At 65.4% G+C, this 23,813-nt stretch carries 18 protein-coding genes, 2 pseudogenes and 1 other annotated feature; of the genes and pseudogenes, 14 read left to right on the top strand and 6 right to left on the bottom strand.

Annotated elements, in window-relative coordinates:
- The first annotated feature begins 322 nt into the window (after nucleotides 1-322).
- Nucleotides 323-5,455, top strand: a complete 5,133-nt coding sequence (locus KF823_09050; protein MBX3726052.1) for a hypothetical protein — start codon at nucleotides 323-325, stop codon at nucleotides 5,453-5,455.
- A gap of 110 nt (nucleotides 5,456-5,565) precedes the next feature.
- Here the strand turns inward: KF823_09050 and KF823_09045 are convergent, their stop codons facing one another.
- Both KF823_09045 and KF823_09040 read right to left on the bottom strand, forming a co-directional pair.
- Nucleotides 5,566-6,024: a hypothetical protein gene (locus tag KF823_09045; GenBank protein ID MBX3726051.1), complete on the bottom strand. Its 459-nt coding sequence runs from the start codon at nucleotides 6,022-6,024 to the stop codon at nucleotides 5,566-5,568.
- Nucleotides 6,025-6,233: 209 nt separating this feature from the next.
- Complete coding sequence (locus KF823_09040; GenBank protein ID MBX3726050.1) at nucleotides 6,234-7,163, bottom strand: hypothetical protein; 930 nt, start codon at nucleotides 7,161-7,163, stop codon at nucleotides 6,234-6,236.
- A gap of 303 nt (nucleotides 7,164-7,466) precedes the next feature.
- Here KF823_09040 and KF823_09035 point away from each other — a divergent pair, with 303 nt between their 5' ends.
- Together KF823_09035 and KF823_09030 are read left to right on the top strand one after the other, a co-directional pair.
- Nucleotides 7,467-7,670, top strand: coding sequence for a hypothetical protein (locus KF823_09035; protein MBX3726049.1), 204 nt, complete (start codon nucleotides 7,467-7,469; stop codon nucleotides 7,668-7,670).
- Between the two features lie 283 nt (nucleotides 7,671-7,953).
- On the top strand, nucleotides 7,954-8,301 hold the full coding sequence (locus tag KF823_09030) for a hypothetical protein (protein MBX3726048.1): 348 nt from the start codon (nucleotides 7,954-7,956) through the stop codon (nucleotides 8,299-8,301).
- Between the two features lie 1,070 nt (nucleotides 8,302-9,371).
- Here the strand turns inward: KF823_09030 and merR are convergent.
- Nucleotides 9,372-9,779 (bottom strand): Hg(II)-responsive transcriptional regulator, encoded by a 408-nt coding sequence (merR, locus tag KF823_09025; GenBank protein MBX3726047.1) that lies wholly within the window; start codon nucleotides 9,777-9,779, stop codon nucleotides 9,372-9,374.
- Between the two features lie 74 nt (nucleotides 9,780-9,853).
- On the opposite strand from merR, the gene merT reads away from it, so the two are divergent.
- The 3 genes from merT to merA are packed head-to-tail and all read left to right on the top strand — an operon-like array spanning nucleotide 9,854 to nucleotide 12,200.
- Nucleotides 9,854-10,204: a mercuric ion transporter MerT gene (merT, locus tag KF823_09020; protein ID MBX3726046.1), complete on the top strand. Its 351-nt coding sequence runs from the start codon at nucleotides 9,854-9,856 to the stop codon at nucleotides 10,202-10,204.
- A 12-nt stretch (nucleotides 10,205-10,216) separates the two neighbouring features.
- Nucleotides 10,217-10,495 (top strand): mercury resistance system periplasmic binding protein MerP, encoded by a 279-nt coding sequence (gene merP, locus KF823_09015; protein ID MBX3726045.1) that lies wholly within the window; start codon nucleotides 10,217-10,219, stop codon nucleotides 10,493-10,495.
- A 10-nt stretch (nucleotides 10,496-10,505) separates the two neighbouring features.
- Entirely contained in the window at nucleotides 10,506-12,200 is a 1,695-nt protein-coding gene (gene merA, locus KF823_09010) for a mercury(II) reductase (GenBank protein MBX3726044.1), read from the top strand.
- An 82-nt stretch (nucleotides 12,201-12,282) separates the two neighbouring features.
- Here the strand turns inward: merA and KF823_09005 are convergent.
- Nucleotides 12,283-13,278, bottom strand: a pseudogene (locus tag KF823_09005) (ISL3-like element ISStma11 family transposase).
- 52 nt (nucleotides 13,279-13,330) lie between these two features.
- On the opposite strand from KF823_09005, the pseudogene KF823_09000 reads away from it, so the two are divergent.
- The 4 genes and pseudogenes from KF823_09000 (at nucleotide 13,331) to KF823_08985 (ending at nucleotide 17,307) form a co-directional block, all read left to right on the top strand.
- Nucleotides 13,331-14,550, top strand: a pseudogene (locus KF823_09000) (IS3 family transposase).
- Nucleotides 13,609-13,725, top strand: a sequence feature (AL1L pseudoknot). (Overlaps the previous pseudogene by 117 nt.)
- Before the next feature lie 344 nt (nucleotides 14,551-14,894).
- A complete protein-coding gene (adhP, locus tag KF823_08995) occupies nucleotides 14,895-15,920 on the top strand; it encodes an alcohol dehydrogenase AdhP (GenBank protein ID MBX3726043.1) in 1,026 nt (341 codons plus the stop codon).
- A 128-nt stretch (nucleotides 15,921-16,048) separates the two neighbouring features.
- Nucleotides 16,049-16,552 (top strand): hypothetical protein, encoded by a 504-nt coding sequence (locus KF823_08990; protein ID MBX3726042.1) that lies wholly within the window; start codon nucleotides 16,049-16,051, stop codon nucleotides 16,550-16,552.
- Nucleotides 16,553-16,575: 23 nt separating this feature from the next.
- A complete protein-coding gene (locus KF823_08985) occupies nucleotides 16,576-17,307 on the top strand; it encodes a hypothetical protein (protein MBX3726041.1) in 732 nt (243 codons plus the stop codon).
- 157 nt (nucleotides 17,308-17,464) lie between these two features.
- Here KF823_08985 and KF823_08980 read toward each other — a convergent pair whose 3' ends face one another.
- Together KF823_08980 and KF823_08975 are read right to left on the bottom strand one after the other, a co-directional pair.
- The gene (locus KF823_08980) at nucleotides 17,465-18,877 is read right to left on the bottom strand and encodes a Cu(+)/Ag(+) sensor histidine kinase (GenBank protein ID MBX3726040.1); all 1,413 of its coding nucleotides are present in this window, start codon (nucleotides 18,875-18,877) and stop codon (nucleotides 17,465-17,467) included.
- The gene (locus KF823_08975) at nucleotides 18,870-19,550 is read right to left on the bottom strand and encodes a heavy metal response regulator transcription factor (protein MBX3726039.1); all 681 of its coding nucleotides are present in this window, start codon (nucleotides 19,548-19,550) and stop codon (nucleotides 18,870-18,872) included. Before KF823_08975 ends, KF823_08980 begins: the two co-directional genes overlap by 8 nt.
- Nucleotides 19,551-19,725: 175 nt before the next feature.
- On the opposite strand from KF823_08975, the gene KF823_08970 reads away from it, so the two are divergent.
- From KF823_08970 to KF823_08955, 4 genes are read left to right on the top strand one after another with little or no spacing between them, the layout of a single operon-like run.
- Complete coding sequence (locus KF823_08970; protein ID MBX3726038.1) at nucleotides 19,726-20,016, top strand: DUF2933 domain-containing protein; 291 nt, start codon at nucleotides 19,726-19,728, stop codon at nucleotides 20,014-20,016.
- Nucleotides 20,006-20,671 (top strand): isoprenylcysteine carboxylmethyltransferase family protein, encoded by a 666-nt coding sequence (locus tag KF823_08965; protein MBX3726037.1) that lies wholly within the window; start codon nucleotides 20,006-20,008, stop codon nucleotides 20,669-20,671. The genes KF823_08970 and KF823_08965 overlap by 11 nt, the downstream gene beginning before the upstream one ends.
- Nucleotides 20,668-22,767: a heavy metal translocating P-type ATPase gene (locus KF823_08960; GenBank protein ID MBX3726036.1), complete on the top strand. Its 2,100-nt coding sequence runs from the start codon at nucleotides 20,668-20,670 to the stop codon at nucleotides 22,765-22,767. Before KF823_08965 ends, KF823_08960 begins: the two co-directional genes overlap by 4 nt.
- Nucleotides 22,764-23,783 (top strand): ribose-phosphate pyrophosphokinase, encoded by a 1,020-nt coding sequence (locus tag KF823_08955; GenBank protein ID MBX3726035.1) that lies wholly within the window; start codon nucleotides 22,764-22,766, stop codon nucleotides 23,781-23,783. The genes KF823_08960 and KF823_08955 overlap by 4 nt, the downstream gene beginning before the upstream one ends.
- The last annotated feature ends 30 nt before the right edge of the window (nucleotides 23,784-23,813 follow it).

The raw sequence follows: 23,813 nt of genomic DNA, 5'->3' as shown, positions 1-23,813 counted from the left end.
CCGTCAGATCCAAAGCGAGCTGGATGGTTCTTTAGTCACGGCAAGCCCCTGATAAACATTGTGTTATTAGCATGCGGCAACTTAACCACTCGAGCCGTCAATCGACCGGCTAGGAGTAGCTCGGATGCCCCGAATCGGACCGCATGTGCCTTGAGGTCACATGAAGGCCGTTAGGCAGCTGTCACGGACCTTGCCACCAAGCGACCCCAGCACTACCTTGGCCCCGATGGCTCGTGCGGCAGACGCTGCGGAAGCGGACACGCCAGCCGGGCCGCTGTCTCGCCTGGACGGGCGGCCGCTGCTGCGGTCGCTCGAAACGCAGGTGCTGCAGGCGCTCGACAATCTCTGGTCGAAGTGCTCCGCCGAGGACCGTCGTGTTCTGGCCCCCATAGGCAGCTTCCTGATGGCGGCCGGCCCGGCCCTCGACGAGGTGCGCAGCCGCAAGGTGGGCCATACCAATCTTCCCGTGGACTTCCGGGACAGCCATCCGGTTGCCTCGGCCTTGCTGGTCTTCGACGGATCCAGAAGCTTCCAGGGTCTGGAGCGGTTGTTGGGGATTGCCGTGGCCGCGGGACTGGGTGCCGGCAGCGACGAGGCCCGCAGGCAGGTCGCGAAGTTGTGCCAGAACATCCGGGGGGCACTCGAGGATGCCGGCTCTCCCCTGAGGCTGATCCTCAGGAACGCGTACTCCCTGCCGGCGATGGTCCAGGCGGTCGATGCCGAGACCGATCCCAGGCATGGGCGCCTGCACCGCGGTTTCTCGGACGCCTGGCGGCGGTGGGTGCGCGACCGCGTTTTCCACTGGATCCACGAGGATCCGGAGGCCCTCCGTATCAGCCTGCGGCTCTCGGTGCTGGTGCCCGACCTCGACGGTGCCCAAGTCCCCCTGGACACCGCGCAACAGCTCGAGCCGGAAGACCAGGTGCTGACCCCGTTGGTCCTCACCGATCCCGAGCCGGCTGGCAGGGAATCGCCGCTGCGGGTCGGCACGGCCAAGGCCTGGGCAAGAGGTCTCATGCGCACCAGCCAGGGCGACCTCAGCGTGCCCCCAGACCATTTGGCGCCCCCCGGACTGGTCCAGGCCCTGGTGACGACGGCGCGATCCCACGCCCAAGAAGCCCTGTCGCGGTCGTCGCCAACGGAGGCGGAACCAGCCATCGCGCTGATGCTGGCCATTGCTACGGGCATCAGAGAGTCGGACCTGGCCCTGATCGAGTGGGGCGGGGCAGCAGAGGGCCGCCTCGCCGCGATCGACCCTGATCGGCCGGTGATGCATCGCGCGGTCGTCCGCCCGCCCAACGCAGTGGCTCCGGGCGCCGAGCTCGCCGAGCTGCTGGTGCCCAGCGTGGCCGAGTTCAGCTGGCCGTTGCCGCCTGGCCTCCACGACCTGCTCAAGGCGCTGCATGCGGGCCAAGGCCCACGGCCGGGCACCGGCGTGCTGCCGCTACTGACTGGTGCGTTCCGTCAGCGCTACCGCCTTTGGGACGTCTCTCGCGCGCTGGCGCCGGCGTTGGGCCTGGCGGCCAGTCAGATCCGTCTGGCCCTGGCCAGCACCCTGGCGGGCCGCTTCGGTCCCGAGGTGGCGCAGGTGCTCCTGGCCGATACCTTCTCGCTGTCCGCAGGTCCTGCCTACTACACCGCCACCGCCGAGTCGGCCGTAGCCGGGGCGGTGGCCCAGCTCCAGTCGGAGTGGTTCGGTGAAGCAGTGCCTGTGGCGGTATCGGACCGGATGTTCGGCTCGCAACTGATCCTCACGCCCGCCGCGGCACGGGACTGGCCTGCACGCCTGCGGCATCGGCGCAGGTCGCTGGCACACAGCCTGTCGGACTCGCTCGGACTGGACCAGTGGCTGGCCCATCGCGATCATCTGGCGGCAGCCCTGCTGGCCGTGACCGGCGCGCGGCCGGGCGACTGGCTGGGGGCATTCGACCTGGACCAGGTCGTTCCCGAGTGCGGGCTGGTCCTGATCTCCGACAAGGTCGCCGACCCCCTGCGCGAAGTGCGCGTGGCGGCAACCGGTCGGCGCTGGCTGGCCGACCTTCGCGACTTCCTGGATCGTCTGGCAGCCATTGCAGAGGGTGAGCTGGGCGCCACCGCCGCCGTACTGGCCAGCGACATCCTGGCTGCGCGGGCACCCCTGTTTGCGGTGGTCACGGCCGCCGGCCGGATCGCGCGCCTGGATGCTGCAACGGTGCGTGCCGGCATGCCGCCTGCGCTGCAGGCCGTTCCCAACCACGCCCGGCACCGACTCAACCAGATCCTCCAGGCCCGCGGTGTGAGCCCCGAGCTGCGCCATGCGCAACTGGGCTGGGTGGTCACCCCCGCGCACACCCTGGCCGACCTCTCGCACTGGAGTGCCCGGACCTTTGGCGATGCCCTGTCCGACACCCTCGACGACATCCTCGTCGACGAGGGCTGGTATCCGCAGTCCCAACGCACCGCCCCATGGAGCTGGCGCGGCGTGCCTGATCGGCCGCTGTCCGACTGGGCTGCCCTGTCCAGGGCGGCCGCGGCCCGGCATGAAGCGAATGTTCGACGGTTGCGGGAGGAACTGCGGTCGCGATGGTCGGAATTGATGCCTGAGGTCATGAGTCGCCTGGCCGAGGCCTTCGCCGAATACTTCCCCACCTTGCGCCTGGACCTCGAGGCGCGGCAGCTCGGGTTCGTGCCCGGCCTGGCCCGGGCCGAGCCACTGCCGGTCAGTGCCGATCACCACGCCTTGCTGTGTGACCGTGCCCGGCAGGGCGACCCGAACCCGGGCGACGCCACTGGTGCGATCGCAACGCGCATCCTGTTGTACCGGTTGATTCGCACCGCGCGGCGTCACGGCGTGGTGAGTGGTCCGTTGCCCACCCGGCCGTTCCTCAGCGTCACCGCCGACCCATCGCCGCTTCTGCCGGGGCTGGGGCTGGCCGTTCGCCACGCGCAGGCCCTCCGGCAGGCGCTGCTCAAGCGCAGTGCGGAGAACCGAGCCCATGACCAGGCGCCCCTTACCGCGTGGCTGGTGCTGGCCAATTCGGCCACCCGGCAGCTCGACCCTGCACTGGCTGCCGTCGATGCCGCTGCCCGTGCCCAGGCACCCTCGGGACGGCCGGACCTGATTCGCGTACCGGCAGTCGTCGCGGGGCGTGCCTGCCCGATGGTGTTCGGCGGCCTGCCGGCCCTCGCCCTGGCCCGGCGGGGCATGATCGCGCCCACGGGCCGGGCACCGGACGAGCCGGCAATGGGTGCATGGGCCGGCCGTGCGCTGTCTTTGCCGTTCGATCTACCCGAACAGCCGTCCGAGCGGGTCGAGAAACTGGTTGCGCTACTCCAGGCCGCCGGGCGCCTGGAGCTGTCCGGGCCGGAGCGACTGGTCATGCACGGCGATGCCCCGCTCGCGGCTGTTCCGGTCGAGCGCAGCCTGGCCCGGGACGACGACTGGCCGGTCTGTAACGCCGCCGCACGGGATGTTTCCGATCCCTTGCCCGAGGTGTGGTACGAGCCGGAAGTGGCAGGAGAAGAAGCTCGGCCCCGTGGGGCCGCACCGCTGACCGCCACGCAAGGCTACGCCGTGCTCACTGCGGCGCTGGACCCGGAGCGTTTCGCACGGATGCGCAAGGGCCCTGGCGACGGGACCCGGGGATGGCGGAGCGCTCTGGCCCGCCATCTCGCGCTGCTGGCCGAAAAGGTCGGTCCCGATACGAACGTGGGCCTGCTTGTGGCATACGTACGGCACCGGCTGCGCTTCGGCGGGCGCGTCAGGAGCCGACTGGCCCACGCCACGCTGGGCAGCGACGTGATGCGCTTCGGCTCGGACCTGCTGGCTGTCGCAGGGGATGCATCGATGCTGGCTTGGGACGCCGGGGAGTTCCATGCGAGCTACCTGGCGACCTTGCTGTGCAAGCCGGTCACGGCCCGGCGCCAGGCATTCGATGCCCTGATGAACTTCCACGAGTACCTGCGGCTGGTTCATCAGGCGCCGGAGATTCCGCGCGCCGAGCTGTCCGCCCTGGTCGGCGGGCGGATCACCCAGGTCGACCCGGGAATGATCAGCCCTCGCGAGGTCGACCAGGTATTCGATGCGCTGCAGTCCGACCTGGACGCCGAACGTGCGCTACCCGATGCCGCGCCCGAAGCACTGCGTCTGCTGGCCCTGCGCACGCTGATCTATGCCCTGCTCGAGGCGTCCGGGATTCGCCCCTCGTCGGCTTACGGGCTGACCCTCGGCGACCTCTTCCTGCAGGCACCTGGCCAGGATTTCGTTCGTGTCCGCTCGGGCGGCGAGTTCGGCCGCACGAAGTCCGAGGCAGCCTCCGGGTTCTTCCGGTTGGAGGGTGCACTGTGGGAGCGAGTCCGAGCGGGTGCAGTGCAGTGGATGGCGCAGGAGCGGATGAGGTTGGCGGGCAAGGACGAATGGAGCCTCCCCGTGTTCGCCCGGGCAGCGGGCGAGCGCCGGCGGTTCAGTCGCGCCCATCTGACCCGCCGGATCGACGAGCTGCTCAAGTGGTCGACCGGCGACCGCCGCGCACACACCTACTGGCTGCGCAAGAACCGGGTCACTGCCCACCATGAGGCCGTGCTTGGAACGGTAGATTCGGCGCGATCGGCCAGCCCCCCAAGCGCCGCCGCCGTCTACGCCGCACTTCGGGCCAGCGGTCACGCCACGATGCTGACCCCGATGACCCACTACCTGTCCGATCCGCGAATTGTCTGCGAGCGTGACGTGCGCGACGGCATGGGCGCGTCCCGGGCCGCCATCCTCGAACTGACTGGGCTATCTCCGGCGCCCCTGGACATGGCCTGGCAGCGCGCTGGTGGCGCAGATAAGCAGGGCCGCCTTCGAGTGGTCCTTGCGCGGCTGAAGGTGAAGGCGCCCAGTCCACCTGCGGGTCGAATCACCGCGCCGCCACCCCTGCGACGCGGATCGATGCTGGTACCCCGGCATCTTGCGGACTATGCCCGGGCCCGGGCACGGGGTGACGGTCGCCATCAGGCCCAGTTGCGCGCGGGACTGACCGACGCCCAGGTCGACCGGCTCGTGCAGGCCGCCGCCGATCTGGTCCCGCAAAAGGGCGTCACCCCCTGGCCGCTTCCTGGTCTGCGTCAGCGCAGCTGCGTGATGTCGATTCCACGGGCATTGAAGGGGACCCACAGACTCTACGCCCTGCTGGACAAGGCGCCGCCCGACCCGCTGGTGAGGCTGGCGAACTCGTGGTTTACGCAGGGTCACACCTGGACGTTTTTCGAGCACAGCGTGATCATCGCGTTGCCCACAGCCCAGGAGCAGGCCGATGCGCGGTGGCTGCTCGATATCACCGGAGTCGAGCTTGAGTTGGGGCGCGCCAGGGGGGTGGAGGTGTTGCGCGGGCCCAAGAGCCAGCCACCGTCGCGCAGTCATGCGGCAGGTGTGCGGTGGGTGCTTGCGCTCGTGTGGATATTTCGCAAAAACAGCGTGAGTGAGCGACTGTCGTAGAGGAGGCCGAGTAGCCTTACCTCAAGTGCGGCGAGGGTGGCAGACGTGGCGCGCACTGCGCGCCACGTTGCCATATGTGCACGGGAATTTGGTGTCAGACCACGGGCTCGCTAGCTAGCTGACGGCAAGCGGACGCCTCGCCCCTCGAGACGCATTGCCGCCAGAATAAGATTGGCTTGCTTATGTGCGCTCAGTATGCGATCGAGTGTGATCATCAGAACTCCCCATGTGATCCCCGTAAGTGCGATACCGAGTGCCCATCCAAGAATGATTGGATCGATGGTAATGCTGGAGCTGTAGCGCATGGGGGTTGGGGACGTACCAACGGTTGCAAGCAATGCAAGGGCCCCAAGGATTGCCACCACAATGGTCAAGACCCCAACATAGGTCGCCACTCCCGCAGGCGCTTTCCCTTGCTCAGAAAGTGTGCAAGCCCCGTGAAGGGCCATGAGTTGCTCCCCCTCTGACTCAGCTTTGGCCAGGGCGAACCGGTACGCCATATATGCATCGGATGGCTTGCCTTGCTGTTCTGCGTTGCGCGCAAGACTCATGCTGTCACTGAACGACATCCTGTTGACCTCCCGTATAGATGTGTGCCGCGGTCGCGGGACACCCCCCCGGGACAAAACATGTCAGACGGTCGACTGCACGTTAACTGGTGTGCAATTCAAATGCCCCCCAGGGTTCGTCAATGAGGTGAGCATTTTTTGGCGCGCAGGAATCCTTAAGCGCAATGTCTGAGTCCCCTTTTGCCTAAGACAATGCCGAGAAATGGCGATCAGGAGCTCGCAACGGCAAGCTGAGGTTGCCGCTCCAGCCGGGACGGTTCCCCCGGCATCCAGGGCGACGACCTGCTTTCGCGCACCAGCGTTCCCACAAGGAACGTGGGCTGCTCGAGGACGTCGTGGATCTGCTCCCATGCCCATCGCGGATCGTTGGCAGGAAGGACCACCGGTAAGGCGTTCTCGCCGACCCACAAGCCATGGGGCTCGCAGCGCCAACCGCGGCGCAGGCCGACCACCTGGAAGGTGTCCGTCCGCTGCACCTGTTCGTCCTGCCTGGCTTCGAGGAAGTGCTCGGGAGCGAGGGTTGGAACCACGAATTCCGAATCCTCCGTCCGGAGGAACAACTGGGTACCGGCCTTGCGGGTGGCGGTCGACACGGCATCCAGCACCTTGGCCGCAGCGGCATCGCTCAGCACCTTGCCGAGCGGCAGTGGTTGCTCCCGGTTGGCATTGCGCTCAAGTTCCTGGGCCGTGCAGATGAAGGATGCGTGGATCGCCTCCGCCGAGCGAGGAGCCAGGTCGGCGCTCGGGCAGAGTCCCAGTCGGATCTCACCGCCCACGAGCAGAGGCGGGCCCAACTGGTCTCCATGCGCTTTGCGCAGGGCGCGATAGATCTGCACCACGCCCGGGAAGCCGGCGATGTCGTCGACGCTCAGTGGCACGGCCTCGCCGTGCGGCGCCACGGTGCTGGAGAGTGGGATTGCGAAGTACTCGGTTGCATGGAGGGAATCGGAGATCACGGTGTTCTCCTTGGCGGAAGTAGGGAGGGGGGTACGAGGAGTCAGCTCTGCCGCCCGGCCCAGCGGCAACAGATATGCGGCTTGGACCGCGAGGAGGCATTGCCGGGCCAGGGCGCAAGCTGTGACCTTGCGGCGCCGAGCGACGCGGGGCATGGGCACAGTCGCCTTGATGCGGGTGAGCATCAGGCAAGCGCCGCCATAGTTCTTGGCACCGACCCGGTCCGCTCTCCGGGCCGTTGCCTGGATGAGCAACGCAGGTCTGGCCTGCGTGTATCGACATCCGGGACGGATGACGGGGGATGAAGGCGGTTGAAAGCCCGCAGTAGATGCCCCTGGGGAACACCTCGTTCCAAAGCCTAGCTGTCGGGTCGGACGGCATGGCGTCCAACTGATCCCGATCCCGGCCCCATCGCTTGCAGACCAACCAGCCCCTGCTAGCCTGATATCAGCGCACCATCCACCGCTCCAAGTCTTCAGGAGGGCAGCATGAACAAGCTACTTGGCCGCGCCTGGCGTCGGTTCATCCGGCTGATAGCCGTGCCCAACTCGCACCGCGTCTACGGCCCCAATGTCATGTACCCCATCCCCAAAGAGTGCAGCTGGGTACCCCAACGGGTCACGCTGCCGCCGCGGTTGTGGGCACCCACGCGCCCCGCACGTCGCGGCCGAACCAAGGACCTTTTGGACTGAGGGCAGCCCGCAGTGCGCCCGGCAAACCATCCGCTTTCGAGCCGGCGGATCAATCGGGTAGCTGGTGCGGGCAGGCCCCACATCCCGGCCCTGGCCTTGCTGGCGGGGCAGGTTAGGTCGAGTTTAGGCACCTTAGCGTCGGAGACTAAACTGGCTAAGGTCGATATAACTCCGATACCTGCTGCCAATGCGGCCCAGCTCGTGGCCCGCCCCATCGCTGGATTTAAGGCGAGAGGACATGGAGAGACAAATGCCCTCTGTGGACCAGGAATGGAGAGCCTTCGTGGCGTCCCTGAAGGACGAGCAGTACGGCACAGGGCTCTCGCCAGCGCGCTTGGCGGAGGCGCTTGACCTTCCACTCGACAGGCTTGCCGCCGTGGCGCGAGTCCACCGCGCCACGATCAGGCACGCCCCCGATACGCCCCGCGTGCAGGACGCGATGGGAGACATCCTGCGGGTACTGGCGGCCGCCCAGTCGCTCAGCGGCAGTCTCGACGCGACCCTGTTCTGGTTCCGGAACCAGCCCATTGCCGACCTCCGGCACCTCACTCCGATGCGGCTGGTGGAGCAGGGCAAGACGGATGCACTGGTCTCCTACGTCGCCTCGGTCAGCGGCGGCGCCGCCGGTTGATCAACTTTGGCCTCGCACTCGTTCGCAGGGCCATGCCTGCCAATAGAGATAGACTCGGACAAGCCCTCACCTCGGCCTAATTCGACTCGGTGCGGCTGGTAATTCCTGGAGAGACCGGCCCTGCTGGCACAGGTCAGTGACGGCGCGGTCTGCTCGCTCGCGCTCTCGATAGCGTCCCGAGTCGGCGCGGACCTGAGCCGCCACTCGCCGGGCACCTTCACAGGCGTGATTCTGATTGATTACGATCCCGTGATCGTTACCAGTGACTCGCCGCTCCCGCATTACGGAGCGCTGCCGCCACTCCACATCTCCGGGGTTCCATCTGACTCCTCGTTCGTCAACAAAGCTCATGGGGGAACCGAGCCCGACCTTCAAGGTACGGCCGGTTCCACGTTCGATTGCGTCCCAGACCCTGCTATCCGCCTCGTATCCATCCTGGATCGTGCTTCGCCCACATCGGTCGCGGGCAAAATACACCCGTCCCCGTGCGTCAGTGCACTGCAAGGCGACGATGCGCCCGCGCTCATACGCACTATCGAAAGGGGTGGCGTCCGGATTGCCGTAGTGCTCGCTACCCTCAACTCGGGAGCCTGACTCATCTGCCACCACTCCAGGTTGCGCTTCCCCGAAGATCCTGGCTCGCTCCTGCGGCGTCAACGTCGGTCCGCGCTGGATTCTTGGCGCGGCCTGCTCACTCTGGTGGTTCCCACACGGCTCCTGTTGATAGCTGCTGGTGCCATCCGCATTTCGGCATTTATGCACGGTCTGGGCCGAAACGGCGAGGGGGAGAATCAAGATGAGCAATACAGTGTGCTGACGCATGGCAAAGTACCCTAATTAATTAGGGTATCCGGATTTTAGTGTGGGAAGACCGCACTAGCCCTTCTTGTCTGACAGCTCTCGTTCGGTAGGTTTCTGGTATCGCAAGGCTTACGCGCTTTTAGCCTTCAGTGTGGGCTTTGTCTGGCGCATGTCGGTGCAAGGAAACAATCAGTGGCAGGTCACCTTGCCCCCGGCTCGAACTGGGGTTTGAGGCGCAGTGGAACGGAAAACCGGGTTAAGCCACGCGCCTAGCTCCCGTGCAGAGAATCGATCAGCGGGCACGACACAGTGCCTCGCTGCGCATGGCACTCGTTGACCAACCGTGACAGCACCGCTTCGATTCGCGTCAGGTCCGCCATCTTGGTGCGCACGTCGGTGAGCTGGAGCGCAGCCAGCTCGGCGGCTTCGCTGCAGTGAGTGCCGTCCTCAAGCTGTAGGAGTTGGCCGACTTCGTCCAGGTTGAACCCCAGCCGCTGGGCGGATTTCACGAAACGCACCCGCGCCACGTCCGCCGATCCGTAGCGGCGAATACTGCCGACGGGCCGACCTGGTTCTGGCAATAACCCCTTGCGCTGATAGAACCGGATGGTCTCCACGTTGACCCCAGCGGCCTTGGCGAAAGCCCCGATGGTCAGTGTTTGCGGATCGTTCACCATCGCGCTTGACTCCGTACTTGACTACGGAAGTAACCTTAGCGCATCACGCAACGTCTCGGAAGGAGATCCCTCACATGGCAGACCCCAGCAACGGCCGCGGTGCACTGGCCGCCGGTGGCCTCGCCGCCATCCTCGCCTCGACCTGCTGCCTCGGTCCGCTGGTGCTGATCACGCTGGGTTTCTCCGGCGCCTGGATCGGCAACTTGACCGCGCTGGAACCGTACCGGCCGATCTTCATTGGCGTGGCGCTCGTGGCGCTGTTCTTCGCGTGGCGTCGCATCTTCCGGCCGGCTCGCGCCTGCGCGCCGGACGACGCATGCGCCGTGCCCCAGGTGCGGACGGCCTACAAGGTGATCTTCTGGATCGTCACCGCCCTGGTGCTGATCGCGCTCGTGTTCCCCTACCTCATGCCCCTGTTCTACTGACCGGAGATCGTCATGAAGAAGCTCGCCGCACTGCTCGCTCTGGCCGTTGCCCTGAGCGCTCCCGCCTCGGCCGCCACCAAAACCGTCACGCTGTCGGTACCGAGCATGACCTGCGCCACCTGTCCGATCACGGTCAAGATGGCGCTGTCCAGGGTCGAAGGCGTCATCGAGGCCAAGGTGACCTGGGAGCCCAGGGAGGCGGTGGTGACCTACGACGATGCCAAGACTACGCCGGCCGCCTTGACCCAGGCCACCGAGAACGCCGGCTACCCATCCACCCTCAAGGAGTGAGCGCGCGCTCATGACCGAGGCGATCACACTGCACATCGACGGCATGACCTGCGGGTCGTGCGCCGCGCACGTCAAGCAGGCGTTGGAAAAGGTGCCCGGTGTGCGTTCGGCCTCCGTGTCCTACCCACAGCGCAAGGCCGAGATCGAGGCCAATGCGGGTACCGCCGCGGACCTGACCTCGCTGGTCGCGGCGGTATCCGGACTTGGCTACCGAGCGCAGTTTGCCGACGCGCCGGGGCAGCCCAGCGACCTGCTGAACAATGCACAAGAGCGGCTGGGCGGCGAACCAAAGCGCGAGGACGATGAGGCTGCACTGCACGTGGCCGTGATCGGCAGCGGCGGCGCGGCGATGGCGGCGGCGTTGAAGGCCGTCGAGCAAGGGGCGCGTGTGACGCTGATCGAGCGCAGCACTCTCGGCGGCACCTGCGTCAACGTCGGATGTGTGCCGTCCAAGATCATGATCCGCGCTGCCCACATTGCGCATCTGCGTCGCGAGAGTCCGTTCGATGACGGCATTGCCGCCGCCTCGCCGAAGATTCTGCGTAAGCGCTTGCTGGCTCAGCAGCAGGGGCGCGTCGATGAACTGCGCCACGCCAAGTACGAAGGCATCCTGACGAGCACCCCGACCATCACCGTGCTGCGCGGCGATGCCCGATTCAAGGATGCGCACACGCTGACCGTGGCAACCGCTGACGACGGGATGCGCGAGGTGAGTTTCGACCGCTGCCTCATCGCCACCGGGGCCAGTCCGGCGATTCCACCGATCCCGGGCTTGAAAGACACGCCCTTCTGGACGTCGACCGAAGCGCTGGCCAGCGACACGATCCCCGATCGGCTGGCCGTGATCGGCTCGTCGGTGGTGGCCGTCGAACTCGCGCAGGCCTTTGCCCGGCTGGGCAGCAAGGTGACCATGCTGGCGCGCAGCACACTGTTCTTTCGCGAAGACCCCGCCATTGGCGAGGCCATCACGGCCGTGTTCCGCGCCGAAGGCATCGAAGTGCTGGACCACACCCAGGCCAGCCAGGTCGCCTATGAGGATGGGGAATTCGTGCTCACCACCGAACGCGGCGAACTGCATGCCGACCGGCTGTTGTTCGCCACCGGCCGCACCCCAAACACCCGCACGCTCAACCTCGACGCGGCCGGTGTGGTGGTCAATGCGCAAGGCGCCATCACCGTCGACCACGCGATGCGCACTACCGTGCCGCACATCTATGCCGCCGGCGACTGCACTGACCAGCCGCAGTTCGTCTACGTCGCGGCGGCGGCCGGCACCCGCGCTGCAATCAACATGACGGGTGGCAACGCGACGCTGGATCTGACGGCGATGCCGGCGGTGGTGTTCACCGACCCGCAGGTCGCCACCGTGGGCTACAGCGAAGCCGAAGCGCACCACGACGGTATCGAGACCGACAGCCGCACGCTGACGCTCGACAACGTGCCCCGGGCGCTGGTCAACTTCGACACGCGCGGTTTCATCAAGCTGGTTTCGGAGGCCGGTTCGGGACGACTGATCGGCGTGCAAGCGGTAGCCCCGGAAGCAGGCGAGCTGATCCAAACCGCAGTACTGGCGATTCGCAACCGCATGACGGTGCGAGAGTTGGCCGACCAGTTATTCCCCTACCTGACGATGGTCGAGGGGCTGAAACTCGCGGCACAAACCTTCACCAAGGACGTAAAGCAACTGTCCTGTTGCGCGGGGTAGTGGCTGGGCCTCTTACCTATGCTTCATCGGCTGAATCACAAATTCAGGCTGAAGCGCCGCCTCTTGCACAATGGGCTGAGGACTATTCGAAATACCCCTCTTCGAGTAGCCGCGCCAGCGTCGGGAGATAGGGGCCGTACTCGACCACGCGCGTGATCTTCTTCTTGCGCGTTGCCGCCGTGGTCATCCGCTGGAACACGAAGTCCGTGGTCATTGGGTCGTCGTCATCGACCAACACGGTTTCGATAACCGAGCCATCCTTGCGCGCCTTCTTGTCGTAGAGCATGCGCGCCCGAAGCACCTCGAAGCTGTAACCCCTGCCCATGCGGTTCATGTCTTTGGCCACTCGGTTGACTGACTCAGTATAGGCATTGGTAATCGGCTGCTCGAAGTAGGCGAAGATTTCGTCGTGCCAGTTGTGCACGGCGGTGGTCAGGTCCTTGAACGTGGCCGCCAATTCGGTCGGAATATTGGCCTGCCACTTCGCGCAGGCGGCTTCTGCTGCTGGGCGGGTCTTCTGATCCCAGATCGACAGAAATCCTTCCTTGAGCGCGTGGGCTTCGCTTAGGAGCGGGAACTGTTGGAACCATTCCCGCATCCGGTCCATATCTCTCCCTGTCAGGTCGTGCTGCCGCTTGAGCAGCAGGAACCGCTCGTCCTTGAGTTTGAGGCGCTGCCGGGTGGACAAATCCTTGCGAATGCGCTTGCGCAGCTTCTCCAGCGCGTCGTTCGCCATGCGCTGGATATGGAATCGATCGACCACGATCCGGGCCTGTGGCAGCGTGGCGCGCACCACCTGCCGATAAACGTGGTACATGTCCATCGCCACCCACTCGACCGAGTCCTTGTCCCGCAGGTCGCGGAAATAGGGCATCAACTCGGCTTTGGCCCGGCTGGGGCGGATATCGAACACGGTCTTGCGCTCGACGTTGGTGATCATGGCCCGGTACTGGCCGATGATCTTGAGCTCGTCGATACCCAGCACCCGCGGCGTCCGGAACTGGGTCTTGGCCTCGACCTCCTCGATGAAATCGTCGAAGACGTGGCGGACCGTCTTTTCGTCCACGGCTACTTCCCGGGTGAACCGCCCCGGCTTTCCCGGAGGCTCCGACTCTTGAGAGGATGGAGCCATGAAGAAGTCACTGAAGTATGCCCCCGAGGTACGCGAGCGGGCGGTCCGGCTGGTACGGGAGCATCAGCACGAACACACCTCGCAATGGGCCGCGATCGAGTCGATCGCCGGCAAGATCGGCTGCACGGCGCAAACGCTGTGCAACTGGGTCCGCCAGGCGGAGCGTGATGCTGGCGAGCGGGCCGGTCTGAGTACGGCCGAACGCGATCGAATGAAGGCGCTGGAGCGGGAGAACCGCGAGCTGCGCCAGGCCAACGAGATCCTGCGCAAGGCCAGCGCGTATTTTGCCCAGGCGGAGCTCGACCGCCGGCCCAAGTCATGACGCAGTTCGTCGCCGAGCATCGCGACGCCTACGGAGTCGAGCCGATCTGCCGGGTGCTTGAGATCGCTCCGTCGACGTTCTATGCCCACACGGCCCGTCGGGCCGATCCGGAACTTCGCTCGAACCGCTGGTGGCGGGACGAGACGCTGTGTGGGGAGATTCGTCGGGTCTGGGAGGAGAACCGGCAGGTCTACGGTGTCCGCAAGGTGTGGAAGCAACTGCTGCGGGAGGGCTGGAAGGTGGCGCGCTGTACCGTAGAACGCCTGATGCGGCGGCTGGGACTGGCCGGGATAGTCCGAGGCAGGGCAATCAAGACCACGCACAGCGACAAGGCGCAGGCGTGTCCGCGCGACCAGGTCAACCGGCAGTTCCGCGCCGAGCGCCCGAACGCGCTGTGGGTCTCGGATTTCACGTACGTGCGGACGTGGCAGGGCTTCGTGTACGTGGCCTTCGTCATTGACGTGTATGCCCGGCGGATCGTCGGCTGGAAGGTGTCCGCCAACGCCCGCACGGACTTCGTGCTGGACGCCCTGGAGTAGGCGGTGCATGCGCGCCGCCCGGCCCAGGGCGGATTGATCCATCACAGCGACCGCGGCGTCCAATACCTGTCGATCCGCTACACCGAGCGACTGGCCGAAGCCGGCATCGAGCCGTCCGTGGGCAGCGTAGGCGACAGCTACGACAATGCGCTGGCCGAATCCATCCACGGGCTATACAAGACCGAAGTAATCGAACGTCGATCCTGGCCCACTCTGCAGGCGGTGGAACTGGCCACCCTGGACTGGGTCGACTGGTACAACCAAAAGCGACTGCTGGGGCCGATCGGGCATGTCCCGCCAGCGGAGGCCGAAGCAGCCTACTATCGGCAACAGGCGGGTCTGGCCCAAGCGGCCTGACTCAAACGAAAAGGCCTCCGGGATTCCCGGGGCGGTTCAATATCAACGCTGCCTACATGACTTGGTGATTTCCATACCGTAATACTCGGGTCATGTCTCCGACAGATTTGCCCTCTTAACGTGAAACCACTACCCCGCGCGGCCTTCACGCACTGCCCAAGACCGATGAATCACTCAGACTTCGCCCGCTTTGCGCGGAGATTGCTGAGGGGCGCTCGTGTGCGAATGCGGCTTGGACCTCACGAACCGCCATCCATATCGAACGAAGCTTGAGCACCCGGCGATTGAGAATCGCTTGATCGCCATTCTCTAGCCATGAATCCAACAACTTAGGCGAGGACGTCATGCAAAAAACCATGAAAGCTGCAGTGGTCCGCGCATTTGGGGAGCCCCTCGTCATCGAGGAAACCCCAGTGCCATCCGTCGGCCGCGGACAGATTCTCGTGAAGATCGCGGCGTCTGGTGTATGCCATACCGATCTCCATGCCGTCGAGGGTGACTGGCCCATCAAGCCGACACCGCCGTTCATTCCGGGACATGAGGGCGTGGGGGACGTGGTGGCGGTCGGCCCCGGAGTCGGCCACCTTCGGGAAGGCGATCGAGTGGGAGTGCCCTGGCTCTACAGTGCCTGTGGACACTGCGTGCACTGCCTCGGAGGCTGGGAAACGCTCTGCGAACAACAGATCAATACCGGCTATTCCATCAACGGCAGCTTCGCAGAGTATGTCCTTGCGGACGCCAACTATGTGGGCCTCTTGCCGGCGAACGTCGGCTTCGTCGAGATCGCCCCCGTGCTATGCGCCGGAGTGACGGTGTACAAGGCCCTCAAGGTGACCAAGACCAAGCCAGGCGACTGGGTCGCCATCTCCGGCATCGGTGGCTTGGGCCACATGGCGGTGCAGTACGCTAAGGCGATGGGGCTGAATGTCGTCGCGGTCGATATCGACGACCACAAGCTTGCGCTGGCCTCAAGACTGGGTGCGACGTTCACGGTCAATGCTCGCAACGAAGATCCCGGCGCTCGCATCCGCAAGGAGATCGGCGGCGCCCAAGGAGTTCTCGTCACGGCGGTCTCGACCAAGGCATTCCAACAGGCCCTGGGCATGGTCCGTCGTGGAGGCGTGGTGACGCTCAACGGACTCCCCCCTGGAGATTTCCCGATATCGATCTTCGATACCGTACTCAACGGGATCACCATCCGGGGATCAATCGTTGGAACCCGTCTCGATCTCCAAGAGGCTCTCGCCTTCGCTGGGGAAGGGAAGGTTCATGCCACCGTGCATACAGAGAAGCTTGAGAAGATCAACGACATTTTCGCACGCATGCACGAGGGCGATATCGAAGGAAGGATCGTGCTCGATCTCGGCTGATAACCGGGGAGCGGGCGGCCGTCCCGAACCATTTTCAGTCGCCTCGGCGCCTCTCAGGTCGTCGTCGGCGAGGGTGCGGCGACGTTGGACGCCTCGAACCCTTCTCGATCATCAAGCATCGTTTATGCATGGACACGAGTCATCGATACGCCTACGCACGACAAGGAGAGCGCTCAGGCAAGTCGCTGACCCGTTCGCGCCAAGGGGAATCGGGACCAAGCGATTTCGCGCTACTCCTCATCGCCGTGGCCGCCGCCGGGGCCAGTCAGACGGGCGTCCTTGCCTTTCTTCCTGATCTCGTCCGGGAGGGACTCGGTGAATCAACTGTCGATTCACAAGGCTTCCACACTGCCGGACTGGCAGCCGCTCATCCCGTGGGTGCCTTGCTGCTGGCGCCATTGTGGGGCTGGCTTGCTGACCGCTACGACTATCGCATCCTGCTGCGCACCACGCTCGTCATCCTCGCGCTGGCGACAACCGCGACCGGAGCACACCACTGGCATGGTTGTATGTGCTGCGCGCGCTGGCTGGCGCCTGCTCCGCTGCCGCTGCCATCATCCCTTTGGCGCTACTTGCAGCCAGTCTCGGTGCCGGCGATAGGGGCACTCAAGCGAGAAGATTCACCTGGCTGACAGCCTTCGTCTTTCTAGGCGACATGTTGGGTCCACTGTTCGGTGAGCTTTCGACGCGCTTCCTGCCAACCCTGCCTCTGGCGATGGTCGCTTTGATCATCGGACTCACCGCAGGGTTAATGCTTTTTGCTTGCCTGCCACCACGCTCGACGGGCTATCGCGCCGAGGCCTGCGGGAACCGGCCGACACCAGCCGGAGCGCTTGGACTGCTAACCCTCACGCTGCTGGGCACGAGCGGCCTCGCCGTTCTTCATATGGTATTGCTCGTGCCTGGCAGTCAACTCATTCTCTCGCGAGAGCACGTGGCAGGGATGCTTGCTCTTTGTGGTTTTGCGATGCTCGCCGCCCAACTCTTCCACGTCTACTTTCCCTGGTTGATTGCGAGCCCTAGAGCGCTGGCCTTCCTGATGCTGACGCTGTTCAGCACCTCCCTGCTCTTGTTTCCGATGGCAAGGAGCCCGGTCGCAATTGCGGTTCTTGTTGCAATGGCCGGCTGGGCCGGCGCCAGCCTGCGGCTGTTAACCAGCCTCTGGATCGGTGGCGAAGGAACACCTTCCGGAGCGAGGCTCGGTCTGCAGCAATCGGCTACCAGCCTGGGACCGGCACTGGCACCGCTCGCCGTCGCCGTCATCAGCGCGGACAGGCAGTTTGTCATCGTCTGGGCACTGGCCCTGTCTTCGCTCATGATGACACTCGGCCTTTCACGACTCTGGCCAGAACGAGGTGCCCGATTCTGCAGTTGTCCTCGCCATTGATCCTTGGCGAGTCAGTTGGGAACGCGCGGCATGGATTGGCTTCGGCAGGGCGCAGCGGCAGCCCTCGATATGGCGAAGTCTGAAGGAGGCGATGCGGCATCAAGCCTTCCCAATAATCAAGCAGGCCGCTTATACGTGCCGATGAAGGGCGTGCGTCTCAACCATCGGCCAGCGGCAAAAGGATGATGAACTTGGTCATCCTCTCGTCGGACAATACGCTGACCGACCCGCCATGCGCCTCGACGATGGACTTGACGATGGCCAACCCCAGGCCGGCGCCTTCACCCTTCCTGTGCGCGGCATGATCCACCCGATAGAAGCGATTGAATATTCGCGAGAGCTCCTCGGTCGGGATCTTCACACCGGGGTTCTCCACGCTGATCACGACGTCCCGATCGTTCTGCATGAATCTCACCGTGATCGTTCGGCCGTTGGGTGTATATCGGATCGCATTGGAGATCAGGTTGCTGAGGGCCCGACGCAGCATCTCCCGGTCGCCACGAACCGGAACGCTCTGACCGCGAACCTCGAGTTTCACGCCCCGTTCCTCGACCAGGGCCTCGAAGTACTCGAACAACCCCTGGATGGCGTCCTTCAAGTTCACGCTCTCCAGATTCAGGTTTCCCGGATCGTTCTCGGTCTGCGCAAGGAAGAGCATGTCGTTGATCGTGCGGTTCAGCCGCCCGAACTCTTCCAGGTTGGAGTAGAGAATCTCCCGATACTCATCGGCCGATCGGGCCTGGCCGAGCACCACCTCCGTTTGCGTCATCAAGTTGGTGACGGGCGTGCGCAACTCGTGGGCGATGTCGGCGGAGAAATTCGCCAACTGTTCGAAACCGTCTTCGATGCGCCCCAACATGTCGTTGAACGAGGCGATGGTTTCCTCCAGCTCGATCGGGACGGACTTGGGATCCAACCGCAGATACAGTTTCGAGGAGGTGATGGCGCGAATCTTTTCATTGGCCCTGCGGATCGGAATGTGCCCCCATCGGACAGCGAACCAGGCCGCCAGGATCGCGATGCACATGACCACGCAAATGGTCCACCATTGGATGCGCTGGAAGCTCTTGATGAAGTCGAGATGGCCGCCGATATCCATGGCCACCGCAATCGTGTAGACCTCGCCCAGGTCGGCGTCGCCGCCAGCAACAACAACGCCACCACGATAGGATTTGCCGTCCTCCTCCCAGATCGTCATGCTGTGCTTTCCCCTGAGAGGGACGGGAGGCACGCGCTGGGCGAAGCTCGCCATGTCCGGGCCATCCTTCGGGGCATAGAGCGTCTTTCCGGCGGCGTCGGCGACAAAGTAGTAAACGCTGTGATGCCCTCGAACGGCACGGCGCAGGGCCTGTTCATCGCTTCCGTCGCGCACCTCTCCCAATGCCCGGATGACCGAACTGGAGATCACGCCCAGTTCCTCCTCGTCCATCTCGGCGAAATGCCGCTCCAGCGATCGCACGCTGATCCAGTTGAAGATCAGGAACACCACCATCATCGCGATGCCGACCAGCCCGGTCACCCGCGACGAGAGCGACGCCGGGCGGCGAAGAAATGCGAGCCTGTCAGGCATCCGGGATGTCCAGCGTGTACCCCATGCCGCGCACGGTCTGGATGAGCTTGGGCTCGTAGCTGTCGTCTATCTTGGCGCGCAACCGCCGGATTGCGACGTCGATGACATTGGTGTCGCTGTCGAAATTCATGTCCCAGACTTGCGAGGCGATCAGCGAACGCGGCAGCACTTCACCTTGGCGTCGTGCCAGTAGTTCGAGCAAGGCGAATTCCTTGCTGGTCAGGGTGATACGGTGCCCGGCCCGGATGGCGCGCCGGCGCGCAAGGTCCAGCTCCAGATCGGCGATCTGAATGCGGTCGTGAGGCGCGGGCGAGCCTCCCCTGCGCAACAGGGTCCGCACGCGTGCAAGCAGCTCCGAGAACGCGAATGGTTTGATCAGGTAGTCATCGGCCCCCAGTTCCAGTCCTTGGACGCGATCGTCGACACTGCTGCGGGCGGTCAGGAAAAGCACCGGAACCTGGTTGCCGGTGGCGCGAATGGACTGCAGGACCTTCCGCCCATCAATGCCCGGGAGCATGACGTCGAGCACGATCAGGTCGTAGTGCTCGGTCGTGGCCAAGTGCAGGCCATCGGGCCCATCGCGCGCCAAGTCGACAACGAACCCGGCCTCGGTAAGCCCTTGGCGTACGTAGTCCGCAGTCTTGTGCTCGTCTTCGACAACCAGAAGTTTCATCGTAAGTCCACGCATGCGCCGGTTCGGCGCCTCTGGCCCGTCAGGACGCGGTTCCTGAGATTGCCCTTCACTGTAGCGAGGCAAAGCTGCCACGAAGGTGACTGAAACATTACATGATTGTAATCGACGCGTAACTGGCCCGACAGCGCGCCATTCCTACGATCGGCATGTCGTCATGGCCGTCCCATCGACCGTCAAACACACCCTCTGGAGCGTCGAGATGAGCGGAATCCCTGGTCGGAAGCGAGGAGCGTGGCGCAGCCCGGCTGTCCTCACCCTGTGCGTCTTTCTCTTCATTGCGGGGCTCTTCCTGTGGCTGGAGCATCGGGCGCACCTGCTCGGGGCGCTCCCCCTTTTGCTGCCTCTGCTGATCTGCGTCGGCATGCATTTCTTCATGCACCGCGGTCATGGCGGTCATGGCGCGCACGATGACCATCGCAAGGAGGGCGATCGCGATGGTCGGTGACCCGCCTGCCTATGGGCTCTGGTTCCTGGCCCTGGTGAACGCCGGCATCTTCATCCTGTTTGCCCTGAGCTTCTTCAAGCCGGCGACGGCCCGCGACTGGCGCTCGCTTGGTGCCTTCTCGGCCTTCATCGTCGCGCTGTTCGTGGAGATGTACGGTTTCCCGCTGACGCTCTACCTGCTGGCGGGCTGGCTGGGCAATCGCTTTCCCGGGCTGGACCCCCTGTCCCACGACGCGGGCCATATCTGGCCCGCACTTTTCGGCTGGTCCGGAGATCCCCACCTCAATCCATTCCACCTGTTGAGCTATGTCCTGATCGGTGCCGGATTCTGGCTGATCGCCTCCGGCTGGCGAGTGCTGCACGAGGCTCAGCGCGCCGGCGCCCTTGCCACGACCGGGCCCTACGCCCACGTGCGACATCCGCAGTACGTGGGCTTCGTCCTTGTGCTGATCGGATTTTTCCTGCAGTGGCCCACCCTGGTGACGGGCGTGATGCTGCCGATCCTGCTCGTCATGTACTGGCGGCTCGCCAAGCAGGAGGAACGCGAGATCGAGACGGCGTTCGGGGATCAGTATCGACGCTACGCGAGCGATGTGCCGGCCTTCCTGCCGCGGCTCGGTCGCCTGTTCAAAACCAAAGAAGGCCAGATCGAATGAATCCCCATGATCCGCACGCGCAGCATCATCACGATCACGGCAATCACGACCATTCTCCGTCGCCGCCGGCCAAAGCCGTGGTGAGCGCTGCCGGCTCCACTCACGCCGGACATTCCGGACACGCCGGCCACGACCACGGGGCCATGGTCGCCGACTTCCGCAGGCGCTTCTGGGTCACGCTGCTGCTGACCCCGTTCGTCCTCGCGCTGTCGCCCATGATCCAGCACGCGCTGGGCCTGGGCGAGGCGCTGGCCTTCCGCGGCGACCGCTACGTCCTGTTCGCCTTGTCGACCGTGGCCTATGTCTACGGCGGCTGGCCCTTCCTGGTCGGGGTCGTCTCCGAACTGCGCAAGCGCCAGCCCGGCATGATGACGCTGATCGCGCTGGCCATTTCGGCCGCCTACGTCTTCTCGGTGGCGGTGACCTTCGGCTTCCCCGGACAGGAGTTCTACTGGGAGCTGGTGACGCTGATCGCGATCATGCTGCTGGGCCACTGGGTCGAGATGCGCTCGGTCATGGGCGCGTCGCGCGCCCTGGAGGAGTTGGTCAAGCTGCTGCCCGACAGCGCCACCCGCATCGACGCCGATGGCAGCCTGCGCGACGTGCCGATCAGTGCGCTGCAGCCGGGCGACCGCGTGATCGTCCGTCCCGGCGCCAAGGTGCCGGTGGACGGCGAGATCACCGAGGGTTCCTCGGGCTTCAACGAAGCCATGCTCACCGGCGAATCCCGCCCGGTCACCAAAGGCGCCGGTGCCACCGCGATCGGCGGGGCCATCAACGGCGCGAACGCCGTCACCATCCGCGTCACGGCCACGGGCGATGCGACGTATCTGTCGCAGGTGATCGAGCTGGTCAAGAAGGCGCAGCAGACCCGATCGCGCACGCAGGACATCGCCAACCGCGCCGCGGCCTGGCTGACCTACATCGCCCTGGCCGTGGGCGTCGGTACGCTGCTGGTCTGGTGGCTGGTGCTCGACGCGCCGCTCAATTTCGCCATCGAGCGCATGGTCACCGTCATGGTCGTCGCCTGCCCGCACGCGCTGGGACTGGCGGTGCCCCTGGTGGTCGCGGTCAGCACGTCGCTGAGCGCGAGCAACGGCCTGCTGATCCGTGACCGGGCGGCGTTCGAGCGCGCGCGCCGACTGGATGCCGTCGTGTTCGACAAGACGGGCACGCTGACCGAGGGGCGATTCGGGGTCAGCGACATCGTGTTGCTGCAGGAGGGCGACGAGCGCCAGGAGCTGGCCTTCGCCGCGGCGGCGGAGAGCCAGTCGGAGCACCCCATCGCCCATGGCATCGTGGCCGAGGCCAAGCGCCGCGACATCGCCATCCCCAAGGCCAGCGACGTGCGCAACATCACCGGCGAAGGCATCGTGGCCACCGTGGGCGATGTGCACGTGCGCATCGTCAGCCCCGGCCATCTGGCCCGCCAGGGCAACGCCATCACCCACGAGCGGCTCGGACAGCTCGAATCGGCAGGCAAGACCGTCGTCGTGCTCGAACGCGATGGTCGGGCGCGCGCGCTGTTCGCGCTCGCCGATATCGTACGGCCGGAGTCCCGCGAGGCCATCGCCGAATTGACCCGCCTCGGCATTCGCTCGGTGATGCTGACCGGCGATGCGCGGGGCGTGGCCGAATCGGTGTCCAAGGAGCTCGGGATTTCCGAGTACTTCGCCGAGGTGCTGCCCGACCAGAAGTCCGAGAAGATCCAGGAACTGCAGGCGCGCGGCCTGTCGGTCGCCATGGTGGGCGACGGCGTGAACGACGCCCCGGCACTGGTCCAGGCCGACCTGGGCGTGGCCATCGGCGCGGGCACGGACGTGGCCGTGGAGTCGGCCGACGTCGTGCTCGTGCGCAGCGATCCGCGCGACGTGGGCGCGATCCTCGGCCTGTCGCGCGCCACCTACCGCAAGATGGTGCAGAACCTGATCTGGGCGACCGGCTACAACACCATCGCGGTGCCGATGGCCGCCGGCATCACCTTCGGGACGGGCTTCCTGATGACGCCCGCCATCGCCGCCGTCTTCATGTCGGCCAGCACGGTGATCGTCGCCATCAATGCCCAGCTGCTTCGCTTCTACAGGCGGCACGCATGAGCGCCGCGCGGCCTTCCCCGCGGCTGGTCCTGCCGCTTCCGGGCAACGAAGCATTCGCTCGCCAGTTGGCAGCCGCCGGCCGTTGGGAACTGGGCGCGCTGCAGACCCGCCGGTTCCCCGACGGCGAAAGCTACGTGCGCATCGCCGCGCAGGTGGCGGACAAGTCCGCTGTCCTCGTGCAGACCCTGGCGCAGCCCGATCCCGGCTTCCTGTCGCTCGTCTTCGCCGCCGACGCCGCCCGCGACCTGGGCGCCCGCGAAGTGATCCTGGTCGCACCCTACCTGGCCTACATGCGGCAGGATCGCCGCTTCCGCTCCGGAGAGGCGATCACCTCCCGGAGCTTTGCCCGTCTCGTATCGTCGAGCTTCGACCGCCTGGTCACGGTCGATCCCCATCTGCACCGCTACCCGGCGCTGTCGGCGCTCTACACCGTGCCCGCCGACACCCTCCATGCCGCGCCGCTGCTGGCCGACTGGATCGCCGCCGAGGTGGACAGGCCGTTGGTGATCGGTCCGGACGAGGAAAGCGAGCAGTGGGTGGCGGCCATCGCCCGGCGCATCGGCGCCCCCCATGCGGTCCTGCGCAAGATCCGCCACGGCGATCGCAACGTCGAGGTCGCATTGTCCGACCTGTCCGCCTGGCGCGATCGCCAGGCCGTGCTGGTCGATGACATCGCCTCCTCCGGACGCACGCTGATCGAGGCCGCCCGGCAGCTGCCCCGGCAGGGCTTCGCGCCGCCCGTGGTCGCCGTGGTGCATGCCATCTTCGCCGAGGATGCCTACCAGCAGCTCGCGCCGCTGTGCAGCCGCATCGTCTCCACCGATGCGGTGCGGCATGAGAGCAATGCGATTGCGCTGGCTCCCCTGATCGCGCAGGCACTGGCCGCCGACGAGGAGGGCGTGACGAACCTGGGGCGTCATCGCCGTCCACCCGAGCCACCCGACGAGGTGGACCGGGCAAGCATCGATTCCTTTCCAGCCAGCGACCCTCCCGCCTGGACGAGCGGCCATGCTTGATGCGTCGCGTCGATGGCCCGCCGGAACGAT

The organism is Lysobacterales bacterium, from assembly GCA_019634735.1.
Taxonomy (GTDB): domain Bacteria; phylum Pseudomonadota; class Gammaproteobacteria; order Xanthomonadales; family UBA2363; genus Pseudofulvimonas.
Note: the sequence above shows the minus strand (reverse complement) of the source record. Positions and strands in the feature narration are given on the sequence as shown.

Coding starts and splice junctions, on each gene's coding strand:
- KF823_09045 (MBX3726051.1), bottom strand. CDS start 6,024: ATGTCGTTCAGTGACAGCATGAGTCTTGCGCGCAACGCAGAACAGCAA.
- KF823_09040 (MBX3726050.1), bottom strand. CDS start 7,163: ATGCTCACCCGCATCAAGGCGACTGTGCCCATGCCCCGCGTCGCTCGG.
- KF823_09035 (MBX3726049.1), top strand. CDS start 7,467: ATGAACAAGCTACTTGGCCGCGCCTGGCGTCGGTTCATCCGGCTGATA.
- merR (MBX3726047.1), bottom strand. CDS start 9,779: ATGGTGAACGATCCGCAAACACTGACCATCGGGGCTTTCGCCAAGGCC.
- merT (MBX3726046.1), top strand. CDS start 9,854: ATGGCAGACCCCAGCAACGGCCGCGGTGCACTGGCCGCCGGTGGCCTC.
- merP (MBX3726045.1), top strand. CDS start 10,217: ATGAAGAAGCTCGCCGCACTGCTCGCTCTGGCCGTTGCCCTGAGCGCT.
- merA (MBX3726044.1), top strand. CDS start 10,506: ATGACCGAGGCGATCACACTGCACATCGACGGCATGACCTGCGGGTCG.
- adhP (MBX3726043.1), top strand. CDS start 14,895: ATGCAAAAAACCATGAAAGCTGCAGTGGTCCGCGCATTTGGGGAGCCC.
- KF823_08990 (MBX3726042.1), top strand. CDS start 16,049: ATGGACACGAGTCATCGATACGCCTACGCACGACAAGGAGAGCGCTCA.
- KF823_08985 (MBX3726041.1), top strand. CDS start 16,576: ATGTTGGGTCCACTGTTCGGTGAGCTTTCGACGCGCTTCCTGCCAACC.
- KF823_08980 (MBX3726040.1), bottom strand. CDS start 18,877: ATGCCTGACAGGCTCGCATTTCTTCGCCGCCCGGCGTCGCTCTCGTCG.
- KF823_08975 (MBX3726039.1), bottom strand. CDS start 19,550: ATGAAACTTCTGGTTGTCGAAGACGAGCACAAGACTGCGGACTACGTA.
- KF823_08970 (MBX3726038.1), top strand. CDS start 19,726: ATGGCCGTCCCATCGACCGTCAAACACACCCTCTGGAGCGTCGAGATG.
- KF823_08965 (MBX3726037.1), top strand. CDS start 20,006: ATGGTCGGTGACCCGCCTGCCTATGGGCTCTGGTTCCTGGCCCTGGTG.
- KF823_08960 (MBX3726036.1), top strand. CDS start 20,668: ATGAATCCCCATGATCCGCACGCGCAGCATCATCACGATCACGGCAAT.
- KF823_08955 (MBX3726035.1), top strand. CDS start 22,764: ATGAGCGCCGCGCGGCCTTCCCCGCGGCTGGTCCTGCCGCTTCCGGGC.